Here is an 11,895-nt window from a genome sequence, read left to right on the forward strand (position 1 = left end):
GACCCCAATCCCTCTTCTGGCAAGAGAATTGCAATTTTCTTCCGACGACCTGTACGTGGGGCGGATAGCATCATGCTGGAGGAATCTATGTTGAGTCTTCGCGCAGTGAATCATTATTACGGTAATCAACACTCCCTATGGGATGTGGATCTCGACCTGCTGCCCGGTAAATGTACCGGTGTGCTGGGGCTTCCAGGGATGGGAAAGACTACGCTGACCAATTGCATTATCGGCAATTTACCGATCGAAAGCGGCACCATGTTCTGGCATCAGGCTGGCGCGCCGCCGCGCGACCTGAGTCCCATTCCGGCGGCAAATCGCATCGCGCTGGGCATTAACTACGTTTCACAAGAGAGACGGATTTTTTCGCAATTGACGGTAGAGGAAAATCTGCATATTGCGCGCCAGGCGGTTGAGGAAAGCGAAACGATGAACAGCAGTGATATTTACCGCCTGTTTCCACAGTTGTTCGTACTGCGTCAGGCCAAAGGGGCGGCATTATCGGAAGATGATCAGCACCAGCTTGCGCTCGCCAGCGCGCTGGTCACACGCCCGCGCCTGCTGATCCTCGATGAGCCCACGCGGGGAAGTGGCCAGGCATATATCCACAAGCTGGGAAACCTGGTGGTAAGGTTAAGCCAGGAGCTCGGCATCGCCATAATGCTCGCGGAGCAGAGCCTGCCGTTTATTCGTCGGGTCGCTGACTGCTACTGCCTGTTATACCGTGGGCGCAGCGTGGCTCAGGGACAAATCACACAGCTCAGCAACCCGCTAATCAACGATTGGTTGACGCCACAGACAAAACGCTAAGATCGATATAACGTCCTGTCGATGCCCGCTCCGGCTCTTCTGCCAGCCAGGGAATTTCCCCCAGCAGCGGAGCCGCAAGCATACGCCTGAGCGTTGCCATATATTCAGCATGACGCTTGCCAGGTGGCGTCACATCATTGGCGACCCATCCGGCAAGCGTCAGTCCGGCCTGCTGCACCGCCTGGGCGGTCAGCACAGCGTGGTTGATGCACCCGAGCTTAACGCCAACCACCAGAATAACCGGCAGCTGCTCTGTTTTTACCCAATCAGCAAAACTCAGCGTTGGCGAAAGCGGCGTAAACCAACCGCCGGCACCTTCCACCAGCACCCAGTCAGCCTGTTGTTCCAGCGCGCGTAAACCCGCAGACATTACTGAGGCCTGAATGGGGCGACCTTCGTCCGCGCTGATGATATGCGGTGAGGTAGGTTCCGCGAAGGTATAGGGGTTGATAGCCGCATAATCCACCGTCACAACGCTGTTGCGCTGTAATGCCAGGGCATCGCTATTACGCAGACCTTCAACCGTCATTTCACTGCCCGACGCCACTGGCTTATAGCCGACGGTTCGCAATCCCCTCTGCCCCGCCGCCTGTAGCAACGCGCAGCTGGCGATAGTTTTCCCCACTTCGGTATCCGTCCCGGTGACAAAAAAAGTGTTAGTCACGTTGAATCACTCCCAAAAATAGATGATAGGTCAGCGGATATTTCCCCTGCTGGAAGGGCCAGGCTAGCTGTAGCTGGCGCAGCTGTGAGCGGGTCAGTACGCGCGGCTCGCGGCCATCATGCAAATGCGTCGCGCCAATGCCCTTCAGCGAGCGCATGGCGCTCAGCGCATCGTCAAACCACAGCGTGACGGCATGAGACTGGTATTCAACGTCCCACCCATGCAGGGCGTTTTCCAGTTGATCCACGGGCAAAAAACGATTGGCGTGCTCCCGCTCATCAACCGCTCGCCACGCCTGACGAAGCTCCGGCATTGACCCCTGCGCCAGGGTACTAAACGCCACCGTCCCGCCAGGACGCACCACCCGGTAAAGCTCACGTAACGCGCCGCGCAGATCGCTGCACCACTGTACGGCCAGATTGCTCCAGGCGAGGTCGAAAGTAGCAGCAGCCTGCGGAATGGCTTCAATATCTGCCAGCAAATAGCGGTGGGCGACATCGTGACGCTGTGCTTCAGTCAGCATTTGCGCCGACAGATCCAGCGCGCAGACCTCGCTCCCCTGCTCCCGCCAGTAACGGCTCATACGCCCGGGTCCGCAGCCCGCATCTAAAACCTGAGAGAATGCCCGACCATCGAGTCGCGCCAGTAACGCATCGGCGCTCTGACGCTGGAGTTCCGCGTGTTGCTCATAGTGAGTAGCCGCGCGGCCAAACGCGGCAGCAATCGCCTGCTTATTGACCTGCGCCATGCAGCACCTCCAGTAAGCGATCGATATCCTGGACTTCATGCGCCTGGGTCAGCGTAAGCCGCAGCCTGGCCGTACCAACCGGCACCGTCGGTGGGCGAATAGCCGTCACCCAGCATCCCTGTTGACGTAATGCCTCCGCCAGTTGCAAGGCTTTATGATTGTCGCCCACGATCAGTGGCTGAATGGCGCTGTCTGACTGCGCCAGCGTTAAGTCCGGCGTATTCACCCCAGCGCGAAAACGCTGGATCAGCATCGCCAGTTTTTCTCTGCGCTCATCGCCTTCGCGGCTGCGGATCACCTCCAGCGCGGCGCGCAAGGCCTGGGCCTGGGCCGGAGGCATACTGGTGCTGTAGATCAGATGACGGGCAAACTGCAGCAGATAATCGGCCACGCTGTCTGAGCACAAGATTGCCGCGCCGCTGACGCCAAACCCTTTGCCAAACGTGACCACTAACAGCTCGGGTTTCACCTGCTGTCGGGAGCACGAACCGCGCCCTTCCTCACCGCTCACGCCAATCCCGTGCGCATCATCCACCAGCAACCACGCGCCCTGCCGCTCTGCTACCGCGTGAATTTCCGCCAGCGGTGCGCTATCGCCATCCATGCTGAACACACCTTCAGTGACCACGAGTTGTTGCCCCGGACAGGGGGTGGTCAGCAGACGTTCCAGATGTTGGGGATCGTTATGGGTAAAGCGACGTAGCACGGCAGGGCTATGGCTGGCAGCCTCCAGCAGTGAGGCATGGCTGAGCCGGTCAGCAACAATCCGGTCCTCTTTGCCCATCAGCGCGGCAATAACCGCCTGATTAGCGGCAAAACCGGAGATAAACAGTAGCGCCCGTGAATAGCCGAGCCATTGCGCCAGCTCATCCTCCAACGCCTGATGAGCAACGGAATAACCGCTGACATGACCCGAGCCGCCGCTGCCGACGCCAAAACGCTCAGCGCCTTGCTGCCACGCGCAGATAATATGCGGATGGTGGCTTAAGCCAAGGTAGTCGTTGCTGGAAAAATTCAGGTATTGGCGACCGTCGGCCTGCAGCCAGCGACCGGCACCCTGCGTCACCGCATAGCGCCGACGCAGCGCATCAGCACGACGACGCGCCGTTAACGCATCGTCTATTTTTTGCTGCCAGGTCATACGGTTGCCGCGTTGTAGTATTCGTCGGTATCCGGGGTACGCAGCGCCTGCTCCAGGCGTTGCTGCTGTTCGTTATCACCCGCCAGCACCGCCGTTTGCTGCGGATTGAGACCCAGCTTGCGAAACAACAGCAAATCCTTATCTTCGTTCGGGTTCGGCGTGGTCAGCAGTTTGCAGCCGTAGAAAATCGAGTTAGCCCCGGCCATAAAGCACATCGCCTGGGTTTGTTCGTTCATCTGCTCGCGTCCGGCTGAAAGACGGACATATGAAGTCGGCATCATGATCCGCGCCACGGCGATAGTACGAATAAAATCAAAGGCATCCACATCGTCGTTATCGGCAAGCGGCGTGCCTTTCACTTTCACCAGCATGTTGATCGGCACGCTTTCTGGCGGCGTTGGCAGATTCGCTAATTGCAGCAACAGACCCGCGCGGTCGGTCACCGTTTCCCCCAGTCCCACAATCCCGCCGGAGCAAACTTTAATGCCCGCCTCACGCACTTTATCCAGCGTATCCAGGCGCTCCTGGTACGAACGGGTTGTGATGATATTGCCGTAGAATTCCGGCGAGGTGTCGAGGTTATGGTTGTAGTAGTCCAGACCCGCATTAGCCAGCCGCTGGGCCTGATTTTCGTTCAGCGTACCCAGCGTCATACACGCTTCCAGCCCCAGTTCTTTTACGCCCTGAACCATCTGTTCCAGGTAAGGCATGTCGCGTTCGTGTGGATTCTTCCACGCCGCGCCCATGCAAAACCGCGTTGAACCGGCCTGTTTCGCTTTACGCGCAGAGTCCAGTACCTGTTCAACCTCCATCAAACGTTCCGTTTCCAGACCGGTTTTATAGCGGGAGCTTTGCGGGCAGTATTTGCAGTCTTCCGGGCAGGCACCGGTCTTAATCGACAGCAGCGTACTGACCTGAACCTGCCGCGGATCAAAGTGCTGACGGTGAACCTGCTGCGCTTCAAACAGCAGATCCAGCAGCGGTTTTTCAAATAATTCGGTGACTTGCGACATTGTCCAGCGAGAAGAATGAGCCATATTGGTATACGTTTCGTTATGAGTTTGGTGTAGACTCGTAAACCTAAATCTTTTTAATTTGGTTTACAAGTCGATTATGACAACGGACGATCTTGCGTTTGACCAACGCCATATCTGGCACCCTTACACCTCCATGACCTCCCCGTTACCGGTTTATCCGGTGGCGCGTGCCGAAGGTTGCGAACTGATTTTAGCCAGCGGTGAGAGGCTGATAGACGGCATGTCATCCTGGTGGGCGGCGATCCACGGTTACAATCACCCACAGCTGAACGCCGCGATGAAAACGCAGATTGATGCCATGTCACATGTGATGTTTGGCGGCATTACCCATGCCCCGGCCATTGCGCTGTGCCGCCAGTTGGTGGCGATGACGCCAGAGGCGCTGGAGTGCGTTTTTCTCGCGGATTCAGGTTCGGTCGCCGTAGAAGTAGCAATGAAAATGGCGCTGCAATACTGGCAAGCCAAAGGCGAATCCCGTCAGCGTTTCCTGACATTTCGAAACGGTTATCACGGCGATACCTTCGGCGCGATGTCGGTCTGCGATCCCGACAACTCGATGCACAGTCTGTGGAAGGGTTATCTGCCGGAGAACCTGTTTGCGCCCGCCCCGCAAAGCCGCATGGACGGCGAGTGGGACGAACTGGATATGGTGCCTTTTGCCCGCCTGATGGCCGCTCATCGCCACGAGATTGCGGCGGTGATCCTTGAGCCGATTGTGCAGGGCGCTGGCGGCATGCGCATGTATCATCCCGAATGGTTAAAACGCATCCGTAAGATGTGCGACCGTGAAGGGATCCTGCTGATTGCCGATGAAATCGCCACCGGATTTGGTCGTACAGGCAAGCTTTTTGCCTGTGAACACGCCAACATAACTTCGGACATTTTGTGCCTCGGCAAAGCGTTAACCGGCGGAACCATGACACTTTCCGCCACCCTGACCACGCGTCAGGTCGCGGAAACCATCAGCAACGGTGAAGCCGGATGCTTCATGCACGGTCCAACCTTTATGGGTAATCCGCTGGCCTGCGCCGTCGCCTCCGCCAGCCTGTCGTTACTCGAAACCGGCGAGTGGCGCTCACAGGTGGCGGCTATTGAAGCCCAACTGCGGACAGAACTCGCCCCGGCGGCAGACTCGAGTTGGGTAGCCGACGTGCGCGTACTCGGCGCCATCGGTGTGATCGAAACCACGCATCCGGTGAATATGGCGGCGTTACAGAAGTTCTTTGTTGAACAGGGCGTGTGGGTACGACCGTTTGGCAAACTGATCTATCTGATGCCGCCGTACATTATTCAGCCCGATCAGTTGCGTCGTCTGACCCAGGCCGTAAACGAGGCTGTGCGCAGTGCAACATTTTTTAGCGATTAATCAGCGCCCGGTCCGGACGTGGAAAAGTGGAACAGCCCGGATTATTCGATGACTGATTAAGTAACAATATTTAGACATGAAGGCCGGATTATTCCGGCCTTTTTTTATTTGCATCAAAGAAATTGCAAATCGTTTTATATCAATGCTGAGCAAAAATTGACGGGTGATTTAGTAAGCGATAGCGTGAATTTGTCACGTAAGTGATTAAAGTGAAAGGATTTTATGAGATTATCCTTAAGTGGAGTTTTAAGAAAATGGCTATTCCAGCTTATTTATGGCTCAAAGATGACGGCGGCGCTGATATCAAAGGTTCCGTCGATGTTCATAGACGTGAAGGCGGCCCGCTTGAGGTTGTACGATGAAACGGCTCGCATTGTTGCTACTACTTCCGTTTATTGTGGCCACTTCAGCAGCTGGCGAAGTGAACTGGCCCGATGCGCTGAAAGGCGTGGCTACGGGCGATCAAGCGTGGCTGAATAAAACGCCAGAACTCGCGGCTGCGGCAGATGTTAAGCAGGCCATTAAACTGGAAGATGCTTTATCTGCTGCCCTAACAGCAAATACAACCGGCGCTCTTGATGCGCTCAGCGTCATTGACGCGGGAAAATGGCCGCACATGCTCGGGACTGATATTGTCTGCGGAGTGCCTGTTGAAGCTCCAGCAACCGTTGAGGATTTTTATCAGCGGACACGTCCTGCGTTGTTAAGCACTGATAAGGGCGCTCGCTGCTTGTGGTTCCTCGAAGCAACATATGAGGAATGGAAAGCAGACAAAGCCCGTCAGGTTAAGTAAGATAATTAACCCGGTCAATATGGCCGGGTCCTTTCCTCCGCTTCCCTTTGATTTTTCGTGCCGCAGCCGCTAAGGCGCTGAACCCTCTCAGCCGCTCCCTGAATACTCAACACCACACAATAACCGCTCATGCAGTGGGTTTAACCGACAGCACCGGCACGCCGCACACGTTCCGGCACCCAGTAAGGATTATTAAATGACATTTCACGTCCCAACCATTGCGGAAAGTACCGACCGCCAGTTACGCGATATTCAGAACGCGCTACCCGATGAGAACGCCGACACCAGCAGCGACAGCGACTACACCGTCCGGGCTAATGCTGTATCAGGCGTGGCGGACGATCTCTACGCCTATCAGGGCTGGATTATTCGCCAGATTTTCCCTGACACCGCCGAGAAGGAGTATCTGGAGTTTACTCGATGCCGCACTGGCTGGACTGGTCACCAGTGCGAATAAAGTATCCTACTTCACCGGAGAGGATAAGGCAGCGCTGGCTGATTTAACTTCTGTTGGTCGTGACATTATCAGCAAGAACGCTATTGCCGACATTCTCACATACCTTGGTTTGCACGAAACCGGATTTGCCACCCTTGATTGAACGCAAAACAGTCCAGAATATTTCGCCACGCTACATACGGTTCCTGGCTACACTTTTTGGCTAACGAGAGGAGTCAGCATGAAACTAATCAGTAACGATCTGCGCGATGGCGAAAAGCTTGCGCATCGCCACGTCTTTAACGGCATGGGGTATGACGGGGATAATATTTCCCCGCATCTGGCGTGGGATGACGTGCCAGCTGGGACCAAAAGCTTTGTCGTGACCTGCTACGATCCTGATGCACCAACCGGCTCCGGCTGGTGGCACTGGGTGGTGGTAAATCTGCCAGCAGATACCCGCGTACTCACGCAAGGCTTCGGCTCCGGGCTGGTTGCGCTGCCGGATGGGGTGATTCAGACCCGTACGGATTTTGGGAAAGCAGGTTATGGCGGTGCTGCGCCGCCGAAGGGGGAAACCCATCGCTATATCTTTACGGTTCACGCATTGGATGTGGAGCGTATTGATGTCGATGAGGACGCCAGCGGCGCGATGGTCGGCTTTAACGTTCACTTCCACTCGCTCGCCAGCGCCTCGATTACGGCGATGTTCAGTTAAGCTGTGTTGTGCCGGATGTCGGCTTCGCCGCATCCGGCCTACTAAACAAGGCTTCTCTATAGAAATTCAGGCAACAATTTCAACAACGTCCCCTGGGCTAACAGTTCGGTTGCGCACTCAATATCCGGAGCAAAAAAGCGATCCTGCGTATAGTGGGCAACCTGCTCGCGCAGAGCCTGGCGCGCCTGCTCCAGCAGCGGGCTTGAGGTTAACCCTTCACGCAAGTCAATCCCCTGACACGCCGCCAGCCACTCCACGGCAATCACGCCGCGCGTATTCGCCGCCATCTCCCACAACCTGCGCCCCGCTGCCGGTGCCATAGACACATGATCTTCCTGGTTGGCGGAGGTCGGCAGGCTGTCCACGCTGTGCGGATGCGCCAGCGCTTTGTTCTCGCTCGCCAGCGCGGCCGCGGTTACCTGAGCAATCATAAAGCCGGAGTTCACCCCGCCGTTTTTCACCAGGAACGGCGGCAACTGCGACATATGTTTGTCCATCATCAGCGCAATGCGTCGCTCTGATAACGCCCCGATTTCTGCAATCGCCAGCGCCAGATTATCTGCCGCCATCGCCACCGGTTCAGCATGGAAGTTGCCGCCGGAAATGACATCGCCCTCTTCGGCAAACACCAGCGGGTTGTCGGAAACCGCGTTGGCTTCTACCAGCAAGACCTCCATTACCTGACGCATTTGCGTCAGGCACGCCCCCATCACCTGCGGCTGACAGCGCAAAGAATACGGATCCTGCACTTTTTCACAGTTATGATGCGACTGAGAAAGCGCGCTGGTGTCGGTCAACACGTGGCGGTACAACGTTGCGGCATCAATCTGCCCACGCTGTCCTCGTGCGGCATGAATACGGGCATCAAACGGACGACGAGAGCCCAAAACGGCTTCGGTGGTCAGCGCCCCACACACCGTCGCAGACGCGAACAGCTCCTGGGCTTCAATTAACCCGCGCAGCGCAAAGGCTGTGGAAGCCTGAGTACCGTTGAGCAGCGCCAGCCCTTCTTTCGCCTCCAGCGTAATCGGCTCCAGCCCGGCCTTTTTCAGCGCTTCGGTCGCCGGAAGCCATTCCCCCTGCCAGCGCGCTTTACCTTCGCCCAGCAGCGTCAGAGACATATGCGCCAGCGGTGCCAGGTCGCCCGATGCGCCCACTGACCCTTTCGCCGGGATCAGCGGATACACCTCGGCATTCACCAGCGCAATCAGCGCTTCAATCACGCTGAGACGAATACCCGAAAAACTCCGCGCCAGGCTGTTGATTTTCAGCACCATAATCAGGCGTACCATCGCGTCATCGAGCGCCTCACCAACGCCTGCCGCATGGGAAAGCACCAGCGAACGCTGTAAATTCTGCAAATCCTCCGTGGCGATACGGGTCTGAGCCAGCAGGCCAAAGCCGGTATTAATGCCATACGCCGTACGGCCTTCAGCGACAATATTATTGACGCAGGCGACGCTTGCGTTGATCGCATCAATCGCCCCGGCATCCAGGCTCAGTTTGACCGGCTGCTGCCAGATGTCGCGTAGTTGCGCAAAGCTCAGATGACCCGGCGTTAATGTCATGGTGTTCATATCAGCGTTTCTCCTGCGTCGCCGCGACCATCGGCAAATTCAGCCCTTCTTCGACGGCGCAATCCACCGCAATGTCATACCCGGCGTCGGCGTGGCGCATCACCCCGGTAGCCGGATCGTTATGTAATACCCGGGCGATACGCGCTGCGGCTTCATCAGTGCCATCGCAAACAATCACCATCCCGGCATGCTGGGAGAAGCCCATTCCTACCCCGCCACCGTGATGCAGTGACACCCAGGTTGCACCGCTGGCGGTGTTAAGCAGCGCGTTCAGCAGCGGCCAGTCGGATACTGCATCAGAACCGTCGCGCATGGCTTCGGTTTCGCGGTTCGGGCTGGCGACGGAGCCGGAATCCAGATGGTCACGGCCAATAACAATCGGCGCAGACACTTCACCGCTGCGCACCATTTCATTAAACGCCAGCCCCAGTTTTTGACGCCATTCCAGACCGACCCAGCAGATACGCGCCGGTAATCCCTGGAAGTTAATCCGCTCACGCGCCATATCCAGCCAGTGGTGCAGATGCTTATCGTCAGCCACGATCTCTTTCACTTTGGCATCCGTTTTATAAATATCCTGCGGATCGCCGGAAAGCGCCACCCAACGGAACGGGCCAATGCCGCGGCAGAACAGGGGGCGAATATAAGCAGGGACGAAACCAGGGAAATCAAAGGCGTTTTCCACGCCCATCTCTTTGGCCATCTGGCGAATGTTATTGCCGTAATCAAACGTCGGCACGCCCATTTTACTGAACGCCAGCATTGCCTCGACGTGCGTTGCCATTGAGCGTTTCGCCGCCTGTACCGTGCCCTGCGGATCGGACACCGCTTTCGCCTGATACGCTTCCCAGCTCCAGCCGGACGGCAGATAACCATGCAGCGGATCGTGGGCGCTGGTCTGGTCAGTGACCATATCCGGGCGCACACCACGCTTCACCAGTTCCGGCACAACGTCGGCGGCGTTAGCGCATAGCGCAATGGAGACCGCTTTACCCTCGCGGGTGTACTTTTCGATACGCGCCAGCGCGTCGTCAAGCGATGTCGCCTGCTCGTCCACGTAGCGGGTACGTAGACGGAAATCGATCCGGCTTTGCTGGCACTCAATATTCAGCGAGCAAGCACCTGCCAGCGTTGCGGCTAACGGTTGCGCCCCACCCATGCCGCCCAGCCCGGCGGTCAGCACCCAGCGTCCGCTCAGGTTACCTTGATAATGCTGACGCCCGGCCTCAACGAAGGTTTCATAAGTCCCCTGCACGATGCCCTGGCTACCGATGTAGATCCAGCTCCCGGCGGTCATCTGGCCATACATCGCCAGCCCTTTGGCGTCCAGCTCGTTGAAGTGTTCCCAGGTAGCCCAATGTGGCACCAGGTTGGAGTTGGCAATCAGCACGCGCGGCGCATTGTCATGGGTTTTGAAAACGCCAACCGGTTTACCGGACTGGACCAGCAGGGTCTCATCGGTCTCCAGTTTGGTCAGCGCGTTGACGATGGCGTCATAACATTCCCAGTCCCGCGCGGCGCGACCAATCCCGCCGTATACCACCAGCTCATGCGGATTTTCCGCCACATCGGGATCCAGGTTGTTCATTAACATGCGCAGCGGCGCTTCGGTCAGCCAGCTTTTGGCCGTTAACGTGGTGCCGCGTGGGGCACGAATATCCTGCTGACGGTACTTGCTATGAGACATGGTAGAGCACTCCTCGCGAACGATCGGACAGATAAGTAACATATACTTGTCTATACAAGTTGTCGCAAGCGTGCTTTTAACAAAAAAGATACAATTTTATTATACTGCGGCAGCAATCACGCTTTTCAGGACATAAACCGCCCTTGCAGGCGATAGCGGGAACCCGGGAAGAGCAAACGGGCATGAGAGACAATGGATGACGCAGACCAGGTTTTACGGCGGATCAGCAGGCAGGGATCGTGTTCTTTGATATTCAGCAGCGCGCACTCTTCGGCACTGGCGCGTACCGCTTCAACAATATGCTCGCCTTCCGTTAAAGGGGCTATCAGCGACAGATACGCGTGCGGCGTAGTCTGGCTGTAATCCTGCGCCAGATACGCTGGCACAATTTCGGCATTCACGCAGCGATCTTCAATCTGCACCGGCAGTTCGTTCTCGTAGTGCACCATGACAGAGTGAAAAATGGAGGTGCCTTCTTTGACGTTTAACACCAAAGCCTGCTGCGCGCTTGCCTGGGTTCGTTCCAGCGTGATCACCTCGCAGCGGTGCTGATGCTGACGGGCGTTGATTTCATCCGCGATGCTGCGAATTTCAAACAGCGCAGACTGGCCCTTAGGCTCGGCGACAAACGTCCCTACGCCCTGCAAACGAACCAGTAACCCTTCATCCGTTAACTCACGCAGCGCCCGGTTGATGGTCATGCGGCTGAAACCATACTGCGCCACCAGCTCCGCCTCAGAGGGAATGCGATCGTGAGGTTGCCAGATACCGCTGGCAATCTTTTCGCTGATCTCCTGTTTGACCTTTTCGTAAAAAGGTGCCGGAGCAGAACGGGATGGGAGCATGCGTAAGCCTTCCTTAAGCTGAGAATGTGAGTGGGTACAGTTTACAGGCATTACCCGAACCTGATAAGCGCAA

The 11,895-nt window shown here is 56.7% G+C and carries 12 protein-coding genes and 1 pseudogene; 6 read left to right on the forward strand and 7 right to left on the reverse strand.

The window, feature by feature from the left end:
* Window positions 1-87 precede the first annotated feature (87 nt).
* The gene (locus GFC06_RS20255) at window positions 88-810 is read left to right on the forward strand and encodes an ATP-binding cassette domain-containing protein (RefSeq protein WP_153690580.1); all 723 of its coding nucleotides are present in this window, start codon (window positions 88-90) and stop codon (window positions 808-810) included.
* Here GFC06_RS20255 and bioD read toward each other — a convergent pair.
* From bioD to bioB, 4 genes are read right to left on the reverse strand one after another with little or no spacing between them, the layout of a single operon-like run.
* Window positions 776-1,474 (reverse strand): dethiobiotin synthase, encoded by a 699-nt coding sequence (gene bioD / locus GFC06_RS20260; protein ID WP_153690581.1) that lies wholly within the window; start codon window positions 1,472-1,474, stop codon window positions 776-778. The genes GFC06_RS20255 and bioD overlap by 35 nt on opposite strands.
* Window positions 1,467-2,222, reverse strand: a complete 756-nt coding sequence (gene bioC / locus GFC06_RS20265; protein ID WP_153690582.1) for a malonyl-ACP O-methyltransferase BioC — start codon at window positions 2,220-2,222, stop codon at window positions 1,467-1,469. Before bioC ends, bioD begins: the two co-directional genes overlap by 8 nt.
* Window positions 2,206-3,363, reverse strand: coding sequence for an 8-amino-7-oxononanoate synthase (gene bioF, locus GFC06_RS20270; protein ID WP_153690583.1), 1,158 nt, complete (start codon window positions 3,361-3,363; stop codon window positions 2,206-2,208). Before bioF ends, bioC begins: the two co-directional genes overlap by 17 nt.
* Window positions 3,360-4,400: a biotin synthase BioB gene (gene bioB, locus GFC06_RS20275; RefSeq protein WP_029139462.1), complete on the reverse strand. Its 1,041-nt coding sequence runs from the start codon at window positions 4,398-4,400 to the stop codon at window positions 3,360-3,362. Before bioB ends, bioF begins: the two co-directional genes overlap by 4 nt.
* 76 nt (window positions 4,401-4,476) lie before the next feature.
* On the opposite strand from bioB, the gene bioA reads away from it, so the two are divergent.
* The 5 genes and pseudogenes from bioA (at window position 4,477) to GFC06_RS20300 (ending at window position 7,713) form a co-directional block, all read left to right on the forward strand.
* The gene (gene bioA / locus GFC06_RS20280) at window positions 4,477-5,766 is read left to right on the forward strand and encodes an adenosylmethionine--8-amino-7-oxononanoate transaminase (protein WP_153690584.1); all 1,290 of its coding nucleotides are present in this window, start codon (window positions 4,477-4,479) and stop codon (window positions 5,764-5,766) included.
* Window positions 5,767-6,124: 358 nt separating this feature from the next.
* Complete coding sequence (locus GFC06_RS20290) at window positions 6,125-6,559, forward strand: hypothetical protein (RefSeq protein ID WP_153690586.1); 435 nt, start codon at window positions 6,125-6,127, stop codon at window positions 6,557-6,559.
* 196 nt (window positions 6,560-6,755) lie between these two features.
* Entirely contained in the window at window positions 6,756-7,016 is a 261-nt protein-coding gene (locus GFC06_RS20295) for a hypothetical protein (protein ID WP_047501297.1), read from the forward strand.
* Window positions 6,985-7,137, forward strand: a pseudogene (locus GFC06_RS23465) (gp53-like domain-containing protein); the annotation flags it as partial. The gene GFC06_RS20295 and the pseudogene GFC06_RS23465, both read left to right, overlap by 32 nt.
* A gap of 99 nt (window positions 7,138-7,236) precedes the next feature.
* The gene (locus GFC06_RS20300; protein WP_016156043.1) at window positions 7,237-7,713 is read left to right on the forward strand and encodes a kinase inhibitor; all 477 of its coding nucleotides are present in this window, start codon (window positions 7,237-7,239) and stop codon (window positions 7,711-7,713) included.
* 56 nt (window positions 7,714-7,769) lie between these two features.
* Here the strand turns inward: GFC06_RS20300 and hutH are convergent, their stop codons facing one another.
* From hutH to GFC06_RS20315, 3 genes are all read right to left on the reverse strand, one after another.
* Window positions 7,770-9,290 carry a histidine ammonia-lyase gene (gene hutH / locus GFC06_RS20305; protein ID WP_153690587.1) on the reverse strand — a complete coding sequence of 507 codons (1,521 nt, stop codon included), beginning with the start codon at window positions 9,288-9,290 and terminating at the stop codon, window positions 7,770-7,772.
* 1 nt (window position 9,291) lies between these two features.
* Window positions 9,292-10,977, reverse strand: coding sequence for a urocanate hydratase (hutU, locus tag GFC06_RS20310; RefSeq protein ID WP_016152335.1), 1,686 nt, complete (start codon window positions 10,975-10,977; stop codon window positions 9,292-9,294).
* A 125-nt stretch (window positions 10,978-11,102) separates the two neighbouring features.
* Entirely contained in the window at window positions 11,103-11,822 is a 720-nt protein-coding gene (locus tag GFC06_RS20315) for a histidine utilization repressor (protein ID WP_016152334.1), read from the reverse strand.
* Window positions 11,823-11,895 lie beyond the last annotated feature (73 nt).

This window comes from Citrobacter braakii (assembly GCF_009648935.1).
Lineage (GTDB): Bacteria > Pseudomonadota > Gammaproteobacteria > Enterobacterales > Enterobacteriaceae > Citrobacter > Citrobacter braakii.

Bases quoted from the DNA above. Each gene is read 5' to 3' on its own strand.
- bioF (WP_153690583.1), bottom strand. From the start codon at position 3,363: ATGACCTGGCAGCAAAAAATAGACGATGCGTTAACGGCGCGTCGTCGT.
- GFC06_RS20300 (WP_016156043.1), top strand. From the start codon at position 7,237: ATGAAACTAATCAGTAACGATCTGCGCGATGGCGAAAAGCTTGCGCAT.
- bioC (WP_153690582.1), bottom strand. From the start codon at position 2,222: ATGGCGCAGGTCAATAAGCAGGCGATTGCTGCCGCGTTTGGCCGCGCG.
- GFC06_RS20255 (WP_153690580.1), top strand. From the start codon at position 88: ATGTTGAGTCTTCGCGCAGTGAATCATTATTACGGTAATCAACACTCC.
- bioA (WP_153690584.1), top strand. From the start codon at position 4,477: ATGACAACGGACGATCTTGCGTTTGACCAACGCCATATCTGGCACCCT.
- hutU (WP_016152335.1), bottom strand. From the start codon at position 10,977: ATGTCTCATAGCAAGTACCGTCAGCAGGATATTCGTGCCCCACGCGGC.
- GFC06_RS20295 (WP_047501297.1), top strand. From the start codon at position 6,756: ATGACATTTCACGTCCCAACCATTGCGGAAAGTACCGACCGCCAGTTA.
- GFC06_RS20315 (WP_016152334.1), bottom strand. From the start codon at position 11,822: ATGCTCCCATCCCGTTCTGCTCCGGCACCTTTTTACGAAAAGGTCAAA.
- bioB (WP_029139462.1), bottom strand. From the start codon at position 4,400: ATGGCTCATTCTTCTCGCTGGACAATGTCGCAAGTCACCGAATTATTT.
- hutH (WP_153690587.1), bottom strand. From the start codon at position 9,290: ATGAACACCATGACATTAACGCCGGGTCATCTGAGCTTTGCGCAACTA.
- GFC06_RS20290 (WP_153690586.1), top strand. From the start codon at position 6,125: ATGAAACGGCTCGCATTGTTGCTACTACTTCCGTTTATTGTGGCCACT.